Here is a 21,764-nt window from a genome sequence, read left to right as displayed (position 1 = left end):
CTGCCGTTGTGAACCGGAGTCTGTCTGAGTGTCCGACAGCATCGCCCCCCAGCCCGACGTCCAACTGCCCGATACGCTGAAGCGGTCGATGACGGTGTTTCGACGCCGATTGTGGACCCTGAAATTGTGGGAAGCGTTGGCCTTGGCGGTGGCGGGCGTACTGTTTGGATTCTTTTTGGTGTTCATCGTCGACCGTTTCGTCGACACACCGGCATGGATCCGCACGCTGATTCTGATCGGTTCCCTAGCGGTGCTGATGGTGGTGCCCTGGGCAATTTATCACTGGATCGTTCGACGTCGGACGCTTCATCAAGTCGCCGAATTACTGACCACCACCCGCCCGGCCATCGGCGATCGATTGATGGGCGTCATCGAGCTTGCAGACAACGCGGACGAACAGGGCCGATCGCCACGTTTGGTGCGTGCCGCGATCGATCAGGTCAGTGACGATGTGGACCATGCCGACTTGCGGCATGCGATCCCACACCCGATGCACGGTCAGCGATCGCTGACCGCCGCCATCATGCTGATCGGCTTGGGGTGTTTGACAGGGATTTCCGCCGCTGCAACCGGCAACGCTTGGTCTCGATACCTGACGCCTTGGTCGGACGTGTCTCGATTCACGTTCACCCAAATCGAACCTTTGCCGGATCAGATGATCGTCGCTCACGGCGAAGCGTTTGATTTTGATGTGGCATTGGCGGGTTCCACCGAAAGTCGACCAGAGATTGCCACAGCACGATTGGCCGATGGACAACAATCGGCATCGATTGACGACGAAGGCTATCACTTTCATTTACCCGGACGTTACCAGGAAGGCGCGTTGGAACTGTCGGCCGGCGATTATCGCGGCACCACCAAACTGGTTCCCGTCACACGTCCGGAATTGGCCGATATCGAAGCGACCATCCACTTGCCGGCCTATCTTCAGCGCGATGAACCGATCATTCAAACGCTTCGTGGCGGATCCCTGTCCGTCGTCCGCGGCAGCCAGGTCGAACTGCTGGTCAACACATCGCGTGATTTGCGATCGGCCGAAATCAACGACTCTCCCGCCGATGTATCGGGGCATGCGTTTGAAGTGCCGCCACAATCGGTCCAATCGCCATCACGCTTGACGCTTTCCTGGCGTGACGTCCACAACCTGCAGCCTGCCCAGCCGTTCGAACTGCAATTAAGTGATGTCAATGATGCCGCACCGACGGTCACCGCCGACGGTCTGCCAAGACATCAAGTGTTGCTGGATTCCGAAACCATCGCCTACACCGCATACGGTCGTGATGACTTCGGCATCCGACGTATCGGCCTTCTTTGGCACCACGTCGATGACGAAGGCAATTTGATCGACGGTGGCGAAAAAGTCATCGCGGCCGGTCGACCAGACGCGGACTTGCTGGAAGCAACAGGGACATTTACTGCCAAAGATCTGGAACGACGTTTCGACCGCGTCGCCGTTCAGTTGTACGTCGAAGACTACTTGCCAAACCGTGAACGCGTTCTGGGGCCGATCAGTGTGTTCGATGTGCTGACGGCCGACGAACACGCCATCTGGATCGCCAATCAATTGGCACGATGGCAACGTCAATCATTGGATGTTCGCGATCGCGAATTGAAACTGTACCAAAAGAACAGTGAACTTCGCCGCTTGTCAAAAGAGCAACTCAATGCACCGGAGACTCGGCGTCAGCTGCAAGCTCAGGCCCGTGCCGAACGTGCCAACGGGCATCGTTTAAATCGGCTGGTCGGCGAGGGCGAATCGCTGTTGGCCCAGGCTATGCGTAATCCGGAAATCGGCGTGGGGCACATGGAATCCTGGGCCGAAATGATGCAAGTCCTCAAAGACATCTCGGGCAACCGCATGCCTAGTGTCGCCGATCTGTTGCGCAAAGCGGGTGAATCCGAATCACTGGCACGCAGCGATGCGGCAAGAAAACGTTTGACTGCTGGCAAAAACCGTGTCAATCAAACCGGCAAATCAGAATCAGACCAGGAGGACGAAGGCGAATCGCCCGCAAAAGCACCCGGCGTCACCGATGTCGAATCGACTCAGTTGGATCTGAGCGAGCAAAAGCAACCTAAATCGGGCCCCCAAAAAGCGTCTTCGGGCCGTCTGTCACTGCCCACCACTCGTCTGGCCGGCAACGCCGTTTCCGATCAAGAGCCGCCGGAATCCGAGCCTCAGGAAAATGAGATCGACGAAGCGGTCACCGAACAGGACGACCTGCTGGCCGAATTTGAAAAGGTGGTCGGCGAACTGGACAAACTGATGGCCAACATGGAAGGCAGCACGCTGGTCAAACGCTTGAAAGCTGCATCGCGAAAACAAGATGCCGTCGCGGATCAGTTGACGTCGGTTTCGCAGTCCACCTTTGGACGCGATGCATCCGAGGTTGCCGAGGCCGGTGCAACCCTATCGGAGGTGTCCGAAAAGCTGACCGGATACCGGACCGACGTTTCGTACATCATGGATGACATGGACGCCTACTATGAACGCAGCCGCTACGTCCAGTTCAAGACGGTCCTGGATGAAATGCGCAGCGAAGATGTCACCGGTGCACTCGGTCAATTGTCCAACGACGTGGTCGACCAGAGCGGAATTTCCGTCGCCATGGCCGAATACTGGAGCGACACGCTGGACCGGTGGGCGGAAGACTTGGTCGAACCCAGCATTTCGGGATCGTGTCCGGGCGGAAAATCACAGAAAAGCTTGCCCCCGTCAATCGTGCTGGAGGTTCTGCAGATATTGGAAGCCGAAGTCAAGCTGCGAGAATCCACGCGCGAGGCCCAACAAGCACGCCCTGATCTGGACGCCGATGACTATCGCCAACGTGCCACCAACTTGGCGGTGGAACAGGCGGACCTCAGAAACCGGACCGACCTGGTTTCGCAACGCATCAACGAATTGCCCGACGCCGGCGAGCACTTCGTCAAGGAGCTGAAAAAGTTGACCTCGGTGTCGATCGTGATGACCGAAGCGGTGGGAATTTTGGCGACTCCTGAAACGGGCAGCGAGGCGATTGCAGCGGAAACCGAAGTGATCGAACTGCTGTTGGAAACCAAACGCATGTGCCAGGGCGGCGGTGGCGGAGGCGGCGGTGCCAATCCGGGTGGCGGCGGTGGAGGTGATACCGATGTGGCGGCATTGGCATTGGTCGGCGCCGGTTTGAATGCCAACGAAGTCCGCGAAGCGACACGGACCGAAACCAACACCGGAAATTCCGGCACACCGTTGCCGGAGGAATTTCGATCGGGCCTGGATCAGTATTTCCATCAAATCCAACAGTGGAATGCGTCGCCATGAATGCAAACCAGTCGCGATTACGACGTGACGGCATTGCGTGCGCGCGGATCATCGGTTGGATCTATCTGTTGCATGTCTGGACCTTTTCCTCGGCTGTCGCCGATGATCCGCTAAGCGAAACGCTGTCGGCGATCGGAAACGTTGCACAACGTTTGCTATCGACCGAACCCGACTGGACACGGCCGCAGTACTATCAGTTCGACGGCGATCCTGACCTGAACAACGATGCCAAACCGGTGGTCCAGGCCACCGTCCAGCGTGAATTGGAATTGATCGACCGGCACTTTGAATTGACGCCCGAACAGCGTCTGGCGATCGCGGCACGCGGCGTGACTGTGACCAGCAAAGTATCGGATTGGGTCATGAAATCAGACGGAGAGTTTGAATCCACGGCGATGCCGCCGGTGCTGTCGATCATTCATCAGTGGATTCAACCAGCACTCGTCGAAACATTGTCGGCTCAACAGTTGGAGCGCTGGGAAGTCATCCTGCAGAAACGCCAAGATCGGTGGCGTCGTGCGAATGCCGCCGTTTTGGTGGATGCCATTGATGAAGTGGTTCCGCTGCGTACCGACCAACTTGAACCATTGCACCAAGTCTTCATCGACTACGAAAAGGCCAATGGCGATCGTCACGACGGCGTATTACTGTCGCCGTCATATGGAGAGGACGCTCCTTTGGTTCGAACCAATACGGTGCGGCGTCTGTTGGATTCACGCCAGCGCCAGCTATTGGATCGCCGGCGGCCATCGGATTTTTCCAACGGCCTGCGTTTTGCGGCCGGGCTTGATTGCGCCATCACCGATGCGTCGCCCCTGGTCAGTGCCGATATTGAGCAACTTTGGCAGTCGGCAATCAAATTTCGACGCGCCAAACGCAACGAACATTCGCAGGATGAAGTTCAGCCCGTCGCAGCCACCGGTGAAATCGGACTCTCGGGCGATTCCGTCGACGTCGTGGTGATCGAAAACGCTGTCGAAGCAGACGTCGTCGAGGCCCCAGCAAACGTTGTGGAAATGAAAGCCGTCGAGGAACTGGAAGTCCAATTGGAAAGGGTTGCAGACGTCGACGTGGAAGTGGTGATCGACGAAGCTGACGTCGTTGTCGCCGCGCAAGATTTTCTTTCGTTCACACCAACCGAGATTAATACGGATGCGTTGGACCAGCTTCTGATCAACAACGTCAATCGCATGTCCGAGGTGAAAGACATTTTGCAAAAACGTTTGGAAGCCAGGCTGGAAGTCGTCGTCGCTGCGACTGGCTTGCCCGTGCCCCTTCAGGAAAAACTGCGTTTGGGTGGGATGGCCGACATCCAAAGCTTGCTGAATGACTACGCCCGGTTCAAACGTCGCCTTCGCGGCCCCGACGCCAAAACCACCACGCTTGCCGAAGCCCGCCATCAGACCTTGGAATACCGCCATCAAATCGGGCAGGGGTTGCACGGGAAAGGTTCTACATTCCAAAAGCTGTGGCGGTCAGTACCCGGCGAGTATCGATCCCGATGGTCGGCGTCGCAGCGGCAACGCGCCGCGATCAAACGTCAATTCGCCTGCGATGTGTGGCTGGCCAACTTCAGCTATCGAGTCGCATTGACCGATCAGCAACACCACCAGCTGCGGGAACACTTGCACAAATTGGACTTGCCCGACACGACCGATCAAACGCTTGCACAACGGCTTCACCACCTGAGTCAGGCGGTCGTTTCGATGGACACCCAAACGTTGAAGGGTACGTTCAGCGATTCGGACCTTGAACGCATGGTCGCCCACGCTGAGTCCGACCATCCTTAGCTAACTCGCATTGAATTTGAACGCCCGAATGGTCACATCCAAAACGTTTCGATCCTGCGTCTGCGGCATTGTTTGCTGGATGCTGCTTGCTGTGACCGCGGAATGTGGTGCTCAAGTGCTGGAGATTCGCACCGGCGAAGCAGTGCCACGCGAAGTTCGTGAAATGTACGACGCGGGCTTGCAGTACCTGATCGATTCTCAAGACCAACAGGGCAGTTGGAACAGCAGTTATCGCGGGGCCGGTGTCGACGGCATGGCGGTCATGTGTTTCCTTGCGTCGGGCGAAGATCCGAATTTCGGCGCTTATGCGGTTCCTATGCGTAAGACGTTGCGAAACATGTTGCGTCAACAAAGCCGGCGAACAGGTTTCTTTGGCGGCAGTATGTATCACCACGGCTTTGCCATGCTGGCGGTTGCCGAAGCCTACGGGACGGTCGACGATCGGAATCTGTGGCCGGGGGAATCCGAATCCGAGCAGATCACTTTGGCCGAATCGCTGGAACTGGCGGTGCGTTGTGCCGTCACGTCACAAAAGAAAAACAGCTATGGGGCGTGGCGATACAACCCCAGCGGAAACGATGCGGACACCTCCGTGTCGGGCAGCGTCTTGGTGGGACTGTTGGCCGCGCGTAATGCCGGCATTGAAGTCCCTGACGAAGCCATTGATCGTGCGATCAAGTATTTCGTCAGCATGACATCCCCCTCCGGCCAAGTCGCTTATGCCGGCGGCATGGGTGGCTTTGACGAATCCATGGCACGCATTTCCATTGCCGCTTTGGTCTATGCCGTCGCCCGTCGAAAAGACCTGCCGCAATACAAACAAACGCTGGAATACCTCAAAAGTCGGTTAGTCAGTGGCGGACGTGCGGGATTGGGTTCCGTCGAATACCAGAATTACTACCAGGCTCAGGCGTTGTTCCAAGGCGACGAAGAGAGTTGGAAGAAGTGGAACCAAAAGCTGATCGACACGTTAAAGACTCGCCAACAACCCGATGGAAGCTTTGACGGCAGTTATGGAAAGTCGGTCAGCACTTGCCTGTCATTATTGGCATTGGCGTTGAATTACCGCTTTCTGCCGATTTACGAACGTTAGAGCCAATCGCCATTCACCTTGATCAATCTTCCCCGACCACCGGCAAGAATCCAGGATTCGACACGGCCGGTCCTATACATCGCATGACCAGATTCAGCTGCTACCGCCCCCCCTTGCTGACCGTGTTGTCGATCGCGGTCGCGTTATCGTCATCACATCGCACACCGATGTTCGCCGATGGAATTTTGACGCTTTCGGATCATCAATCAATTGTCGGGCAGGTGGCGGATGTCCGGATACCGGCGCCGGACGGTCCGATCCTTGGCTGGCAAGGCGTCGGCTTTAACGATCCCTTCGTGTTTCCAATTGATCACGTCAAGAAATTGGAATTCCAGGACGCCAACGAAATCAACCAACAACAGGCCACGTTTGCCGTGGAGCTGTACCAGGGCGATTTGCTGACGTGCGACTTGCTTTCGATCGACGCGGACCAATTGGTGCTGAAAGAACCGGATTTGGGAAAACTTCAGATCCCACTGGATGCCGTGCACCGTCTGTATCGTGTCGCCGATAATCCGACGCTGGTGTTCGCGCACTTGGCCGGACTGCAAGATTGGTCGGGCAACCACTGGAACAACGAGGGCTGGTTCGAAGAGGGCATCGCATTGGGGTCCGACCGCGCCGATGCAGTGTTGATGGGTGACCTGGGAGTGCCGAATCGCGCCATCATCGAACTGGAACTTTCCTGGAAAGGTGCCCCCAACTTTCACGTCTCGCTCGGCTGTGACCCCACGCAATCACCTGAGGTTTCCTCGGGCTGGGCGATCACCAGCATCGGACGCACGCTGGCGGTCTTTCGCGAACGGCAACACTCCGCCGACTTGGACATTCTGACCACGCTGGAAGACGATTCATCGATTCGCTTGATCGCTTTTCTGGACCAGGACGCTGACACGATCACCGTCTATCATTCCGATGGTTCGCTGGCCGGTCAGCTCGCTGCGGAACCGAAAGACGATGAAGCGACCGAGCCGTCCGACGATTTGCCGCGAGTCCGCATCGCAAACGGCACCGGCATTTCCGTCACCAATCGGGAAGGCACAACCTATCTGCGACGGCTGCGGGTGGCGAAATGGATCGGCGACGCCGGCCCACAGTCCGATACAGACGACGCGGTGATCAGCGTCGTGACGATTGATGGCAAGGTCGTGACGGGCCGAACCGCAGAATTGACATCGGACGGTGAAAGTTTGGTCATGGCTGCGGATCAGCAGCAGGAATCCATTGCAATGAAACAGATCGCCGGAATCAATTTCCCGCGACCATCCGATATCGAATCGGCTGACGATGCGATTCAGCAAAAAGACATCGCAACCCTTTTGCTTGGTGACGGCGGACGCTTGCTTGGCCGCGTCCAGAAAGTCACACCAACGCACATTCAGATTCGCCACGCCGCGACCGGTCACCTCGGGAAACTGCCCCGACGACGCGTGCGTCTAATCCATTGGCGTGAACATCCTTGGCAGACGATCGAGGATGACTTGTCGGTCTTGCAACAGGATGACCACCGAACCTTGGGGCGACTGACTGCCGCGATCAACGCCGCCGCTGATGGGGATGATGGGGAACGCCGCAGCGGCTTGGCCACTCTGGCATGGCAGGCACGCGGCAGCCAGACCGCCGCAAGTTTCGCTCCGTCGGTCAGCGGTGTGATTCGCAAACCATCAGCATCCGTTTCGACGGCACAAACGAACTCAGCGACACCGGATCCATCGGGACGGTCGCAAATCGAAGATGCTCGCAAACGACTAACCGAACTTCGGGAAAACCGTTCGCCTGATCCAGCCACCGCAACGACATCATCCGATCGTTCCATCAAGGATGCTCCGTCGAGCGGACCAGCGAAAGATGCGTTTACGCATCACGTCTATCTGGTGTCAGGAGACCATTTCAGCTGTGACGTCTTGGGGGTGGCCAAAGATGGTCTACAGATCCGCTCCGCCGAAAGTGGCGTGTCGATTTTGCCCGACAACCAGATCAAGGCCGTGCAATTTGATCTGAAGACAAAGATCCCGAATCTGGAACAAGCCAAACGCCAACGATTATTGACGCTGCCACGATCTCAGCACGACTCGCCGCCAACGCATTTGCTGATCGCGGCCAACGGCGACATGATGCGATGCCAAATGGTTTCGATCGACGAAGACGCCGTCGCGGTCACGGCACGGATGCATGAGTTGTCCGTTCCCCGAAACCGAATCACACAAATCATCTGGTTGCATCCGGAAGATTTGTTGGCGTCAAAGGAAAACAAGGATTCACCAACCCCGTCCGATTCCCCCGATGACCGGAATCCCGAGACTAGGTTTGACGATCACATCCAAGCGGTTTTTCGCAACGGGAATGACCGGCTGACCTTTGTGCCCGCGGGCCTGGACGACCCAACATTAGTGGGTCGTCACGGTGTTTTTGGAGATTGCCAGGTTGACTTGAATCAACTGGAACGGCTGGTTTTGGGACGTGCAATCGGGCAAGCCTCCGGTCCCGCCGCCTATGGTTCCTGGGTCATGAAGCTTGCGAAAGAACCGGTTGTCGCTGCCGCGATGCGTGGCGAATTGACGGTGCCGCCACACCCGTTGAACGGCCAAAAGGCCCCTGAAATCAATCTGCCCTTGGTCGAAGGCGGTCGATTTCGGTTGTCAGAATATCGCGGCGAAATCGTTCTGGTCGACTTTTGGGCATCCTGGTGCGCCCCCTGCATGCAGACGATGCCAAAGGTTGATGAAGTGGCCGCACAGTACGAGTCCGAACTGGTCCGCCTGATGACGATCAACGTTAGTGACGCTGACGCACAGATCCGAAGCAGCCTGCGACGGATGAACATTCAACCGGAAGTTGCGATGGACATCGATGGCATTGCAGCAGAACGTTACCAAGCCGATGCCATTCCACAGTTGGTAGTGATCGACCGGGAAGGCAACGTCGCCGGTGTGTTTGTGGGTGGCGGCGATTTCATGATCGCGCGGCTGAAATCGTTACTTGATTCGATGACGTCGCCCGAGGCCAATGTCGACTAGGGATTGTCTATCAATCGCTGTTTCCATTGAATTGGAGACGATGACGATAGCCCGCGACCGGCCGACGGACGACACTCACCACCGGGAACTCGCGGTCCTGCCCGCCCGGGCGACGTTTGCTAGACAGTGCCCAGAATGGGATTGCTTCTATCGACATCGATGCAATGTCATCAAGGCGAACGCGGTGCCGTACGGGCGATGGTAGTCGTACAGCGGGTAATCCCACCACGAACCATTCTTTTCCTGTCGGTCCAACATCAGTTTCGCCAAATATGGGGCGAAACGCTTCTGCTGTTTCGCCGGCAATTGCTCCAAAGCAAATGCGCCGTAGTAGTGCCCGAAGTAATAGAAGTATCCCGCGACCTGCATCCATGACTCATGAGGGATGGGACGTTTTCGTCCGATGTCCAGCCAGCCATTTCGCAAGTACAGTCGCGTCAGCCATTTCGATAAAACGTCATCGGTGACCTCCGGCTGATTCCACATTCGTAGCGCCACGTTGCAGCACTGGCTTCGTCCAAGACTCCCACCAGGACGATTGATCTCACGAGCCGGACGGTCTTTCAAGTACTCGCCGTACAGATACGAGAAATCAGGTTTCTGCTGACGCTGAAGCGCCGCGATCGCACGATCCACCATTCGATCTGGTGGTTTGACGCCGATTTCGTTTGCTTCGGCAAGGGCGACCAAAATCGCACCATTGACGAAACTGATCGAATCCGATGTCGGCTGATTCGCTTGATAGCGAAAGTCGTAGTAACCCCATCCACCGTCTACCGATTCGTATCTTTGCAAACGCTCGAATTGCTCGTTCAGCAATTTCACAATCCGTTGTTGCTTTTCCGCATCTCCATCGTGCCGCTGGTGCAATCGCACCAGGGCCTGGATCGCATAACAGTGTCCCCACACGTTGTAGATCGCATCACCGGTCGCCCGACGCAGATGGGAAATGTGCTCGAAAAGCCAATCTTCGGCTCGATCGATCGACGCTTGGGCCGCCTTGTCATCCTCAGGTGCTGTTTCCAACAACGCACTCAAGCACAACGAAGTCGTGCCAGCCCGAAACGCATGGTGGGCGCCCGGAACGGGAGCGAAAATGTTCAATCCTTTGGTTTTTGTCGCCGATCCCCACGAACCGTTGGGGTTCTGGTCTTCGATCAGAAAGGCGATCCCGCGTGCAAGCGACGCATCCACCTGACCCGAATCGATCGTCTCGATGCTCGGCAGCGACTGTGGGTCGGTCGCCGGAACGATTTCCTGCGCCGACGATTCACCGGTAGCGATGACGCCCATCCACTGCAAAACACAGCCGATCGTCACGCAGGCTAGCGAAAATCTCATTCGTCATCCTGCACTTGCTGTTCGATTTCGACTTCGCACGCCATCGTCGGACGAACACCGGACACCTTCCTCATCGGAACGGAAATCACGCAGTCGAATTTCCCGGGAACGTAAGGCACTTCGGCAACCTCACGCACCTTTGCGGCAAAACTGACGTCAGGCATCGCTTTGGCGGTCAGCGTCACCGGCTTGCCAGGCTCTATCAATGCCCGGTGCTGTTCGGGAAGATCGACACGCACCTGCAGTTTGGCCGGATCGGCGATGGTCGCAATCACCGTTCGATTTGCCAGCTTGCTGCCGGGCGACCACGAAACCGGTTTGTCAGACAGTTTGCCCCGATTGAGCTTGCCGTGCAAAACGATTCCGTCGTGCGGTGCCTTTAGAACCACGTCCTTGCGTTCTTCACGCATCTGTTCATAGTCGCGCAGCGTTTCTTCGACGTCCTCTCGCTTTCTTTCCATCTCCAGTTCGCGTTTGCGTTGGGCGATGTCCAAATCGTGCATCGCCTTGTCGTACCGCATCAACGCCCGGTCCAGCGTTTCTTCTTGACTGGCTTCGCGGCGTGGGATCAACACGTCCAAAGAACGTCGGATGCGGATCTTGGAGTTCGTCAGACGGTGCATCGCCGATTCGTAAGTGAATTGGGCGCGACGCAAGACAATCTCCTCGGACTCCTCGGTCAGATCATCTTCCTCGTACATCTGTGTCAGTTGGTCGAGTTCTTCCTTCGCGCTCTCGACAGAAAACTCAGCGGACTTTAGATCCTGCTTCGCGTCGGCAATCTCGCGTTCCAACTGTGTCTTCATGAAATGGTCATAGTCGCTGCGGGCATTGTCTCGCGCCCGTTTGGCCGCGTCACGGTCAAGCTCCTGTGACTCAAGAAACTGTTCGTACGCAAACTCATCAGCTTCCATTTGCAGTTCGGCAAGTCGATATTCCGTTTCGGCTTTCTCTAGTTTTTCGTCCAACCCATCGGTATCGAACCAGATAACGGGAGCCCCGGCTTTGACGGTCGTTCCGTGCGGCAAAATCCGCAGCAGCTTGAATTCCGTCAGTTGCTCGTTGTCGACCATCAATTCCGACTGACGCACCGCTTGAAAGATCCCGTCCAGTTTGATCGGCGGTGACACCTCGGTGGCCGTCTTCGGGTCCGCCTTATTGTCAGATTGTTTTTCTTGTTCCGCCGGCGAATCTGCAAGCAGCGGTAATGCGGTTACCAACAACCACATGAATGAGAATGTTCGGAATTTCATGATGCGTAGCCGTCGATGGATCGAAAGGGTCAGGCGACCGATTCCACCCATGATCGCAAGCGATCGACCCCAAGTCCAGCAACTGCGACGAAAGCGGCATCCTTCATCGCCCCAAAACTCATAACGCACGAGATTTTTTTTGGCGTTCTCGGTACCAGACGGCGTCTGCGTTTTCCGAAGCAAAACCGTTTGTCGACACGCACTGTGTCTCATTCGGTAGCGGTTGGCTGACTTTCCAGGCCCACGCTATTGACTGTGATGACTTGGTACCGCCCGGGCGTTCCGCTGGGATCCAGGAATTCCATTTCAGGAGCGTCAAACGCAGGCGTGTCGTGATACGTGTTTCCTTGAAACAGTGGGCGTCCAAATTGACTTTTCGATTCCTCAGGAACACGGCCGATTCGGCTGCCGTCCTTCAAGATCACAAACGCCGCAATTCCCGATTCCAAGTCCGCTTCGGCTTGCCACCGCACTTGGTTACCTTCGGCCGAAACCATCTTCGGCTGCGGCGGCGGGGTCGTGTCGGCAACTTCACCCGTGCGAATGAACTCAGCCCATTTCAGTGCCAAGTCTTGATTGGGCAGCCAATTCGCGGTCGAAGGATTCTGAGGACGGATGGGTGAAAGCTGAGTCACGTCTTGATAATTCTCGTGCAACGGAACCAAGACTCCGCCGTTCAAGTCAACCGGTTTCAAATCGGCCGTCCCTGGCTTTCCCGGCAAACGCATTGCCAAACAGGCGTCAAAAAACGGGATCGCCAAATAGCGTGAATCTCGTGTCTCGTGTCCAGACTTCGGATCGGGTGTGAACGCGATCGGTGCGCCGCGTTGCCGATAGTCTTTGACCATCTCGTAGCAACCGCTGTAGGCAACGTTGAACCGCTGGTGATCACGCTCCTTAAACCCCGGGTTGGCAATCATCGGGATCCCCATGGCAGCGTTCGGAATCGATGGAGCTTCGATTTCACCAGACACCCAGCGACTGTGCGCCGTTCCCGATTGGAACCAGATCGCAACGATCCGCTGCGGATATTCCATCTGCATCAGACTGGCCCAGAAACCACCACCGGAATGTCCCCACAAACACCAGGGAACGCGTGCCAGTTCGGGATGTCGTGACTGATCGGCCAGTTGCTCGAGCGCGGCAACAAAGGCTTTTCCCGACCCCTGACGCGGATCGCACCACAATCGGCAATCCTGATCTTGGCTCTGGTGGTAGCGGGGACTGAGCAACGCGCAGTCCCATTTGCGTGCCAAGGCTTGCCAGTGTAAATCCGTCGCCGCCGTTTCCCCGCTTCGGCAAGCGCCTTCGCCGCATCCATGCTGATGCACAACGACGCCGCGCAACGTCGCGGTGTCATCCGGAATCCACAGATTAAAAGTGACACCGATTTGCAACTGCGACCCGTTGGCTGATGGGGGCACATGGACCGAAAAGGAATCTGCGAGCAGCGGGGTGACGCAAAAAAGCGCAAGCGAATAACCAAGCAACCGTATCGTCGGCATCATGTCAGTGGGCGGCAAAAAGGTGGGGCAACGTGGGGAGGGCGAGTGCGATTAGAATACACGGGCTAACGTTTCGACGTTGGATTCCCCGCACCGAGAACGGATGACTGATGAAAAACTTTCTCTCACTGATTACCGCGACACCAATTCGTGCCGCACTGCTTCCCGCCGCTCTATTTCTTTGTGCCGTACTGGTTGCCATGCCGGTCGCCAAGGCACAGGGTGCGGACGATCGTCCCAACATCGTCGTCGTCCTGTGCGACGATCTCGGCTATGGCGACCTTGAGTGCTACGGTCATCCGATCATCAAAACGCCAAACTTGAACGCCTTGGCCGATGGGGGTATTCGCTTTACCGACTTCTATTCGGCAGCGCCGGTTTGTTCACCTTCGCGTGTCGGCTTGCTGACCGGACGCAGCCCGAACCGAGCGGGAGTGTACGACTGGATTCCCCCATCGCAAAAGCCTCGGCCGGACGCACGCGAGCAGGTCCATCTGCAAAAGGGGGCAGTGACGATTCCCGCCTTGCTGAAACAGGCCGGGTATGCGACGTGCATGGCGGGTAAATGGCACTGCAACGGCAAGTTCAACCATCCGTCACAAGCTCAACCCGATGACTTTGGATTCGATCATTGGCTTGGCACTCAAAACAACGCATCGCCGTCACACCAGCAACCGGTCAACTTTGTTCGCAACGGTCAACCGATCGGCAAAGTCGACGAGTTCAGTTGCCAGTTTGTCGTTACCGAAGCACTGGATTGGCTTCAAGACACCGCAGACGACGAACAACCGTTTTTTCTGTACCTGCCGTTTCATGAACCACACGAACCAGTCGCATCTCCGCAGGAGTTGGTCCAACAGTACTTGCCGATGGCGAAGAACGAGGACCAAGCACAGTACTTTGCCAATGTCGCGAACGTCGACGCTGCCGTCGGGCGATTGGTAAAGGGATTGGAAGAATTGGGCCAGCGTGAAAACACGTTGATCATCTTTACCTCCGACAACGGCCCCGAAACACTCAAACGGTACCAACGTGCGAAACGTTCCTATGGAACCCCTGGACCGCTGCGGGGCATGAAATTGCACACCACGGATGCAGGATTTCGAGTCGCGGGGATCATGAATTGGCCGGCCAAGGTCGCCGCCGGACAAATCGTTTCCCAGCCTGTCTCGTCACTCGACTTCCTACCGACGTTCTGCTTGCTGGCCGGAAGCCAACCGCCCCAGGATCTTTCGCTTGATGGAACGGATTTCCGTCCGGCACTGCATGGGAACAAGATCGATCGCAAAAAGCCACTGGTTTGGTGCTACTACAACGCGATCAATGAATGTCGCGTAGCGATGCGATCGGGAAACTACAAAGTGCTGGCCAAGTTGAATGGTGGAAAAATACCGCTAATGCAAAACATCACCCAGAAAACTTATCCTTCGGTTCGTGATGCGGAACTGACCGACATCGAGATTTATGACGTGACCATCGACATCGGTGAGTCCGATAACTTGGCCGGCCAGGACGAAACGCTGACTCAAACCCTGAGCCAAAAGATTCGATCCGAATACAAAGCACTGGTTGAAGATTCCCATGTATGGACTGTTGCCCAGCAATAGCACAGGGGAACGGCTGGCCCGCGTTTGCAAACCCGTCGATCAGTCCAGTTTGTCCGAAAGCAGTTCGTCGGCTTTCGATTCGGCGACTTGCATGACTTCCGTGATGGTGACGGCTTGTCCGTTGCGTTGTGTGCTTTCGGCAGCCGCTTGCATGAAGGCGTACAACTGGATCGTTTCGGCCGGATCAATCGGCGGCTTTCGGGTGCGGAAAAACTTGGCAATCCGCAGCACCAGTGGCTTGTAACCACCGTACGGGCCGATCGGCCTGATCGCGTCGGATCCGAAAGCCGTTCCGCCATAGCTTTTCGTGCCTTCACGCATGCCATGAAACGTTCCGATGCGTCCCCCATCCCAAATCCCCACGGCCAACTCACGGCCATCGGTGGAGGTGTGGCTGACCGATTGGCACCCCGTTCCCATGCAAGTGAAAAGGATCTCGACGCCGTGGATCCCGTACCAAAACAGATCCGTGTGTGATGGTTCTGTCGACGCGGGACTGTAAGCGTTGCATCCCAGCACCTTGCCGATCTTTCCGCCACGGATCGCTTGGGCGCTGTCGGTGTAGCGCAACGATGAACTGGAAAACATCGGCACGCCGTAATGCTGCGCGGCACGGTAGATCGCGACGACCTCGGCCAGATTCGATGCAACCGGCTTGTCAATAAAAACCGGCTTTCCGGCTTTGAATACCTCAAGGGCTTGAGCAAGGTGAGGCTTTCCGTCGTTGGTTTCCAACAATACACAATCGACTTGCCCGAGCAGTTCCGGAATCGAATCGACCACGGTGACGCCGAGTTCCTGCACCGCTTCGGTGTACTTTGAGATGCGGCTGTAGCTGGACTCGATCGTACGACTGCCGTACGGATAGGCCGCCACAACACGACAGCCCATCATGTCGGGGTTCGCCGGAACCGCATTGAACTCTCGAGCGAACGCAGGAACATGGGATGTGTCCAAGCCGATGATTCCGACGCGAATGATGCCATTGGCTGGATTGGCACCGCTTTCTTGGCAAGTTGCGGTCGATCCCAGGAACCCGGACCAGCAAAAGAACAAAGCGATGATCAACCGTGCAAGTTGTTTTCGTTCCGGCATCAGACTTTCGGCTCCCAACCCCTGGCGTATTCGCGTGACCAATAGGATTCTGCTTCGGCATTCTGGACAAGATGCCCATTGCCTCCATTAGTCTTCAGCGTACCGCTGGTCCGATAGGCGATGTTGCCCAGGTGACAAAGCAGTGTGCTCTTGTGGGCTCCTTCGATATCCGAATTGGTTCGGCGATGCTCGCGAACGCCCATCAAAAAGTCTTCAAAGTGGTCTTGGTCACCGGCGGCACCGGACCCCGCGGCGACTTCCTGTCCTTTCATGTCGTATTGAACGTATCCACCACCACGAATCACGATCGAGCCTTCGGTGCCATGCAGGCTGATCCCAAATTGGGAATCATGCGGCCCGAGTGGCGACCACGATAAACCTTCCCAAGTGATCGATTTCTGATTTGGGAAATCGTACGTCACCATCATCGTGTCGGGCGTTTCTTGGTCATCATCGTGACGATACTTCCCACCACCTGCGGTCACTTGAATTGGATAGTCGACCTGCAACCCCCAACGCGCGACATCAATGGCGTGCACGCCGTTGTTGCCAAGTTCACCGTTTCCCCAGTGCCAATGCCAGTGCCAGTTGTAATGCACCACGTTGTCTTTGAACGGTCGCCTGGGTGCGGGGCCCTGCCAAAGCTCCCAGTCCAACCAAGCGGGCGGATCGGTTTGTTTGCCGATCCCGATCGACTGGCGACGATTGTTGTACCAAGTCCGCGAGTAAAGCGTTTTGCCGATGTCGCCTTGATGAACCTTTTGAATTGCTTCGATGATGCCGGGCCAAGATCGGCGTTGATTTCCCATTTGAACGATACGATCGTTCTTGCGAGCCGCGGCGATCGCAAGCTCGCCTTCGGCCGGTGTATGGCTGCAGGGCTTTTCAACATACACATGCTTTCCTGCGCCGCACGCCATAATCGTTGCGGGCGAATGCCAATGGTTCGGTGCGGCACAGATCAATGCGTCAACGGATGGATCGTCCAAAATCTGCCGGAAATCGCCAATCATTTTCGGCGTCAAAGATTGCTTCTCGCTGGCAATTTTGGCTGCCCGCTGCATAGCTCGTTCATCGACGTCGCATAAATAGGCCACGTCAACTTGTCCGCTGGCAAGCATGCCTTTCATGATTGCGGACCCACGACCGTTAAGCCCCATGATGCCGATCGTGATTCGTTCGTTCGGCGAGACATCATCGGCACGTGTCGGCCGGCCGATTGCGCAGGCAGTTGCGGCGGCGACCCCCGTTTTCAAAAAGAGTCTACGATCGCGTTGACAGTTGCGTTTCAGGTCCATCGTAAATCTTCGTCGTGAACTTGCGGTAAGGAAATGAATCGCCGGAGTGCATTGCAGGTCAGCCTGAGGTGAAGCCAACCGTCTTTCCCAGCTTACCCGTTCCTGGCGACAAGCATGCACCACGCTGGTCATGAGTTCCCATCTGGTACGGCTAGCGGGATGACCAGCGAAATCCATTGCAACATGATCAGACCGCGACCGTGTTGCGTGGAGAATTCCAGTCCGAGAACGACGGCGTTTCGCCACAGCTACACTGAATCGCACCGCGGCACGTTGATGTCGCGACCGTCACCAAAGGCCGGTGGTGCCGTCTTTGTCAGCCAGACAACCGTTTGTACGACTTCACCAGAAGACCCGCGGCGTGGCGGATCTCATCTTCCGTGTTTCCGCGTCCGATACCGAAGCGAACGCTGCGTCGTGCCTGAGATTCGCTGAGTCCAAGTGCGGTCAAGACATGACTGGGCGACGGATCGACGCTGCTGCATGCCGAACCACTGCTAAAAGCCACTTCGGGCGTTGCCGCCATCCAGGCTTCGCCTTCAATGTCGGCGACCATCACGTTCAGATTGCCGACTAAACGGCTATCCGTATCAAGCGATGGGCCATTGATTTTCAGTCCGTCAATTTGCTGTGACAGCGTTTGCCACAGTAGATCACGAAGCTCGCGAACCTCGGATTCGGCCTGCATCTCATCGCAGGCCAAACGCAGGGCGGTCGCCATCGCGATGACCGACGATGGATTCATGGTCCCGCCACGGCGGCCGCGTTGTTGCCCGCCGCCGACCTGAATGGGCCGGATCCGGACGCGTCGATTCCCGTTGCCAATGGTCAAAAAACCGACGCCCTTGGGGCCATAGAACTTGTGCGCCGATCCACTGATCAGATCAACATCATCCCGTCGTGCATGCACGGCAATGCGTCCGACGGCTTGCGTCGCATCGCTGTGCAGCAACGCACCGTGCTGGTGCACCAGACTTGCGATCGCTTGGATGTCCGGGATGGTGCCGATTTCGTTGTTGGCCCACATCACACTGACCAAAGCGGTGTCGTCATCCAGCTCCGATGCAAGCTGTTGTTGATCGACCAAGCCTTGATCGTCCACGCCGACAAAAGTCACGTCGAATCCGTCCGCTTGGATTTCTTTAGCCACGTCCAGCACCGACGGGTGCTCGGTCGTCACGGTGACCAATTTCCGCCGCTGTTGCCTGGGATGACACAACACGCCGCGAATCGCCAGCAGATTGCTTTCGGTGGCGCCGCTGGTGATCACCACGTTGTCGGCGGGCACATCCAAGTTGGCGGCCAAATCATCGATCGCCGCCTGTATCGCGTTGGCCGCAACGCGTCCGAATTCATGCGAAATGCTATGCGGATTGCCAAAATGGTCCGTCAACCAAGGCAACATCGCTTCGACAACACGGCGATCGCACGGCGTCGTGGCGTGATGGTCAAGGTAGATCATGATGACAGCAGCAACGCGATGATTTCGACAGCGGTGTTCAGCCGTAAAGCGCCGTCAGTGTCAACTGGCTCCACGTCTCCAGACGCTCGAACTGATTCCGCAGTTCGTCCAGCGGCACGAAACCGCCTTCGGCCAGATCATCTTCACGACTCTTCACCGAAGGCGATTGCAATACAAACCGGTGCACGATTCCCAAGTGCACTTTGCCGACATCATTGGATGGGTCGTAAAGCAAGCCTTCGCGAACGTCTTGGTAAGCCGTATCAATCTCGACTTCCTCATCCAGTTCACGTTGCATCCCGATCAAATAGGGATTGCCGTCACCCTGGGCGTCTTCGGCACTGATGTGTCCGCCAATACCGATACTGCGTTTGGCATGCAGCCGGGCTTCACCGGATCCGCCGCCCCGGGTGTAGGTGAAAACATGGACATTATCGTTGTCGTCGTTCCACTGCAAAACGACATAGGGAATCAGCTGCTTGAACGACGGGTCCGTTTCCATGTCGCCACGACGTCCAAAGGTCAGTTGGTCGCTTTGCAGGATCGGATCCAAAAAGCGATCAACGTCGCGTTGGAAACCGTCGATCGTGCCGATGGAATCAATGAACGATTCGGGGATGACCAGGATTTGTTCGTCTGCGGACATGCGGGAACGTCAGGGTGTCAAAGGTTTTAGAAGGTACCGTTGTCAGCGAGCTTGGTCACATTGGGCGTTCGGGCTCCATGGCAATCACCAACGTGTTGCTGCATCAAATCAACAGCATCGCATCGCCATAGCTGAAGAAGCGGTACTCGTTTTCGATGGCCTTGTGATAAGCTTCCATGATCAGTTCGCGTCCGGCAAAGGCACTGACCAAGACCAACAGGCTGCTTTTGGGCAGGTGAAAGTTGGTCATCAGCGCATCCACCGCGGCGAATTGGTAGGGCGGCTTGATGAACAAATCGGTGGTTCCCGTCCACGGTCGCAGCACGCCGTCATGGTGCGCCGCCGCACTTTCCAAAACACGAACCGACGTGGTGCCCACCGCGATTCGTCGGCCGCCCCCGGATTTTCGGTCGTTGATGGCGGTGCAGTTGGCGTCGTCCAAACGCCCCCATTCTTCGTGCATCTGGTGCTGGTCCAGCCGATCGGTGGCGATGGGACGGAACGTGCCGATACCCACGTGCAGAGTGACTTCGGCAATCGCCGTCTGCCCTTTGCGAATTTCATCCAACAAGCGATCGGTGAAGTGCAATCCTGCCGTCGGCGCTGCAACGCTGCCCGCATCGCTGGCGAAAACCGTCTGGTAGTTTTGGATGTCCGCGTCGACCATCTGGCCGTCGCGAATGTAAGGCGGCAGGGGAACCCGACCGAAGCGTTCCAACCACTGGACAGGCTGATCGAACGAGTCGTCTTCCCAATGCGAATCCGGCATTCGGGGCAACGCCAACAGATGTCCGCCTTCGGTCCGCGCGACGACTTCCAGCAGCATGCCGTCGCGACCGTCGCGGTCTTGGATCGTGATCGTTTCGCCGATTTGCAGCGTGCCCCGTGTCTTGGTCAACACTTCCCAGACACCGGACTGGCTGTCGCAACGCAGGAACAAACCCTGCCAACGTCCGCCGGTACGCGTGCGGTACCCGACCAATTTGGCCGGCACAACCTTGCTGTTGTTCAGCACCAAGACGTCTTCGGCCCGCAAGTGCTCGCGGATGTCACGGACGTGGCTGTGTTCGATTTGGCCGGTTTGGCGATCGACGATCATCAATCGTGAATCGCTGCGGACCTTCAGCGGTTCTTGGGCGATTCGTTCACGTGGCAGGGTGTAATCGTACGCATCGATTTCTTGTTCGACCTGTTCACTCATCAGCCGGTCGCCTCCGGTGGCGCCAACTTCAGGTGTTCGAACGCTTTGGCCGTGGCGATTCGACCACGGCGTGTGCGCACGATCAATTCGCTGCGTAACAAGAACGGTTCCACTTCGTCTTCCAACGTATCACTGCTGACATTCATGGTGTGGGCGATCGCTTCCAAACCGGCGGGTCCGCCGACGAAGACGCGGATCAGAGTTTCCAAGTAGTTGCGGTCTTGGCGATCCAGACCGAGCGGGTCGATCCCGATCATGTCCAAGGCCGCGGTGGTCAAGCCGGCGTCGACTTTGCCTTCGGCTTTGCTTTGGGCATAGTCGCGCACCCACAGCAAACGATTATTGGCCAGCCGGGGAGTGCTGCGACTGCGCGAGGCAACAATTTTTTCGCTCTGTGGATCGACGTCCAACCCCAGCTTCTTCGAGTTCAGCTGGACGATTTGACAAAGGTCCTGTTGGCTGTACCAGCCGAGGTGTTCGCGGATCTGGAACCGATCCCGCAACGGTGCACTTAACATCCCGGCTCGCGTGGTCGCACCAATCAAGGTGAACGGTTTGATTTCGTAGTTCAGCGTCCGCGCGTTCACGCCGTCGCCCAAGACGATGTCAATGCGATAGTCTTCCATCGCCGTGTACAGGTACTCTTCGACGCTCTTGGGAATCCGGTGGATCTCATCGATGAACAGCACCGAGCCTTCGGACACATTGGTCAGATAGGGCAGCAAGTCCTTCGGAGCTTTCAAGCCGGCGCCGTTGGCCATTTGGACGGTGGTGTCCATTTCGACCGGAATGACGGTTGCAAAGGTCGTCTTGCCCAATCCGGGCGGTCCGTCGAAAAGGATGTGCCCCAGTGGCTCGCCGCGTCGCTGGGCGGCATCGATGGCAATCTTCAAGCGTTCGATCACGTCCCGCTGGCCGACCATTTCGTCCATCCGTCGCGGCCGAAGACGCACGTCTTGGTCGGGTCGATCGGGCATGCCGTCGCCACCCACGCTCGCCGATCCCGGCGGAACTTCGGATCCGGATCCTGATCCGCGTAGGCCGCCGATCGGTTCGGGGTCGTCTTGTTGATAGATCGCTTCGCGTGCCACACCTGCCTCCCTGAATTACCTGCGTATCACTCTAGCGTTTCAGGTCAGATCGACCAACACGCAA

14 protein-coding genes are annotated in these 21,764 nt (G+C 56.8%); 5 read left to right on the top strand and 9 right to left on the bottom strand.

Annotated elements, in window-relative coordinates:
• Positions 1-28: 28 nt before the first annotated feature.
• From HFP54_RS02340 to HFP54_RS02325, 4 genes are all read left to right on the top strand, one after another.
• Positions 29-3,301, top strand: a complete 3,273-nt coding sequence (locus HFP54_RS02340) for a hypothetical protein (RefSeq protein ID WP_168563910.1) — start codon at positions 29-31, stop codon at positions 3,299-3,301.
• Positions 3,298-5,091: a hypothetical protein gene (locus HFP54_RS02335; RefSeq protein WP_168563909.1), complete on the top strand. Its 1,794-nt coding sequence runs from the start codon at positions 3,298-3,300 to the stop codon at positions 5,089-5,091. Before HFP54_RS02340 ends, HFP54_RS02335 begins: the two co-directional genes overlap by 4 nt.
• 79 nt (positions 5,092-5,170) lie before the next feature.
• On the top strand, positions 5,171-6,184 hold the full coding sequence (locus HFP54_RS02330; RefSeq protein ID WP_197137592.1) for a prenyltransferase/squalene oxidase repeat-containing protein: 1,014 nt from the start codon (positions 5,171-5,173) through the stop codon (positions 6,182-6,184).
• A 122-nt stretch (positions 6,185-6,306) separates the two neighbouring features.
• On the top strand, positions 6,307-9,201 hold the full coding sequence (locus tag HFP54_RS02325; protein WP_168563907.1) for a TlpA family protein disulfide reductase: 2,895 nt from the start codon (positions 6,307-6,309) through the stop codon (positions 9,199-9,201).
• A 147-nt stretch (positions 9,202-9,348) separates the two neighbouring features.
• Here HFP54_RS02325 and HFP54_RS02320 read toward each other — a convergent pair whose 3' ends face one another.
• From HFP54_RS02320 to HFP54_RS02310, 3 genes are all read right to left on the bottom strand, one after another.
• Positions 9,349-10,542, bottom strand: coding sequence for a prenyltransferase/squalene oxidase repeat-containing protein (locus tag HFP54_RS02320; protein ID WP_206035959.1), 1,194 nt, complete (start codon positions 10,540-10,542; stop codon positions 9,349-9,351).
• On the bottom strand, positions 10,539-11,795 hold the full coding sequence (locus tag HFP54_RS02315; protein WP_168563906.1) for an HlyD family secretion protein: 1,257 nt from the start codon (positions 11,793-11,795) through the stop codon (positions 10,539-10,541). The genes HFP54_RS02320 and HFP54_RS02315 overlap by 4 nt, the downstream gene beginning before the upstream one ends.
• A 209-nt stretch (positions 11,796-12,004) precedes the next feature.
• On the bottom strand, positions 12,005-13,303 hold the full coding sequence (locus HFP54_RS02310; protein WP_168563905.1) for a PHB depolymerase family esterase: 1,299 nt from the start codon (positions 13,301-13,303) through the stop codon (positions 12,005-12,007).
• 107 nt (positions 13,304-13,410) lie between these two features.
• On the opposite strand from HFP54_RS02310, the gene HFP54_RS02305 reads away from it, so the two are divergent.
• Positions 13,411-14,907: a sulfatase-like hydrolase/transferase gene (locus tag HFP54_RS02305; protein ID WP_235951194.1), complete on the top strand. Its 1,497-nt coding sequence runs from the start codon at positions 13,411-13,413 to the stop codon at positions 14,905-14,907.
• Positions 14,908-14,946: 39 nt separating this feature from the next.
• Here the strand turns inward: HFP54_RS02305 and HFP54_RS02300 are convergent, their stop codons facing one another.
• The 6 genes from HFP54_RS02300 to ruvB form a co-directional block, all read right to left on the bottom strand.
• Complete coding sequence (locus HFP54_RS02300; RefSeq protein WP_168563904.1) at positions 14,947-16,002, bottom strand: Gfo/Idh/MocA family protein; 1,056 nt, start codon at positions 16,000-16,002, stop codon at positions 14,947-14,949.
• Positions 16,002-17,300 carry a Gfo/Idh/MocA family protein gene (locus HFP54_RS02295; protein ID WP_168563903.1) on the bottom strand — a complete coding sequence of 433 codons (1,299 nt, stop codon included), beginning with the start codon at positions 17,298-17,300 and terminating at the stop codon, positions 16,002-16,004. Before HFP54_RS02295 ends, HFP54_RS02300 begins: the two co-directional genes overlap by 1 nt.
• Positions 17,301-17,616: 316 nt before the next feature.
• A complete protein-coding gene (locus tag HFP54_RS02290) occupies positions 17,617-18,762 on the bottom strand; it encodes a cysteine desulfurase family protein (protein ID WP_168563902.1) in 1,146 nt (381 codons plus the stop codon).
• 37 nt (positions 18,763-18,799) lie between these two features.
• Positions 18,800-19,408: a phosphoesterase gene (locus HFP54_RS02285; protein WP_168563901.1), complete on the bottom strand. Its 609-nt coding sequence runs from the start codon at positions 19,406-19,408 to the stop codon at positions 18,800-18,802.
• A gap of 103 nt (positions 19,409-19,511) precedes the next feature.
• Positions 19,512-20,609, bottom strand: coding sequence for a tRNA preQ1(34) S-adenosylmethionine ribosyltransferase-isomerase QueA (gene queA, locus HFP54_RS02280; protein ID WP_168563900.1), 1,098 nt, complete (start codon positions 20,607-20,609; stop codon positions 19,512-19,514).
• On the bottom strand, positions 20,609-21,586 hold the full coding sequence (ruvB, locus tag HFP54_RS02275; protein ID WP_168564174.1) for a Holliday junction branch migration DNA helicase RuvB: 978 nt from the start codon (positions 21,584-21,586) through the stop codon (positions 20,609-20,611). The genes queA and ruvB overlap by 1 nt, the downstream gene beginning before the upstream one ends.
• Positions 21,587-21,764 lie beyond the last annotated feature (178 nt).

The organism is Crateriforma spongiae (genome assembly GCF_012290005.1).
In the GTDB taxonomy this organism is placed as follows: domain Bacteria; phylum Planctomycetota; class Planctomycetia; order Pirellulales; family Pirellulaceae; genus Crateriforma; species Crateriforma spongiae.
This window is presented reverse-complemented; position numbering and strand designations above follow the sequence as displayed.

Excerpts from the sequence above, each read along its gene's own strand:
- HFP54_RS02335 (WP_168563909.1), top strand. The coding sequence starts at position 3,298 with ATGAATGCAAACCAGTCGCGATTACGACGTGACGGCATTGCGTGCGCG.
- HFP54_RS02330 (WP_197137592.1), top strand. The coding sequence starts at position 5,171 with ATGCTGCTTGCTGTGACCGCGGAATGTGGTGCTCAAGTGCTGGAGATT.
- HFP54_RS02320 (WP_206035959.1), bottom strand. The coding sequence starts at position 10,542 with ATGAGATTTTCGCTAGCCTGCGTGACGATCGGCTGTGTTTTGCAGTGG.
- HFP54_RS02315 (WP_168563906.1), bottom strand. The coding sequence starts at position 11,795 with ATGAAATTCCGAACATTCTCATTCATGTGGTTGTTGGTAACCGCATTA.
- HFP54_RS02310 (WP_168563905.1), bottom strand. The coding sequence starts at position 13,303 with ATGATGCCGACGATACGGTTGCTTGGTTATTCGCTTGCGCTTTTTTGC.
- HFP54_RS02305 (WP_235951194.1), top strand. The coding sequence starts at position 13,411 with ATGAAAAACTTTCTCTCACTGATTACCGCGACACCAATTCGTGCCGCA.
- HFP54_RS02300 (WP_168563904.1), bottom strand. The coding sequence starts at position 16,002 with ATGCCGGAACGAAAACAACTTGCACGGTTGATCATCGCTTTGTTCTTT.
- HFP54_RS02295 (WP_168563903.1), bottom strand. The coding sequence starts at position 17,300 with ATGGACCTGAAACGCAACTGTCAACGCGATCGTAGACTCTTTTTGAAA.
- HFP54_RS02290 (WP_168563902.1), bottom strand. The coding sequence starts at position 18,762 with ATGATCTACCTTGACCATCACGCCACGACGCCGTGCGATCGCCGTGTT.
- HFP54_RS02285 (WP_168563901.1), bottom strand. The coding sequence starts at position 19,408 with ATGTCCGCAGACGAACAAATCCTGGTCATCCCCGAATCGTTCATTGAT.
- queA (WP_168563900.1), bottom strand. The coding sequence starts at position 20,609 with ATGAGTGAACAGGTCGAACAAGAAATCGATGCGTACGATTACACCCTG.
- ruvB (WP_168564174.1), bottom strand. The coding sequence starts at position 21,586 with ATGCCCGATCGACCCGACCAAGACGTGCGTCTTCGGCCGCGACGGATG.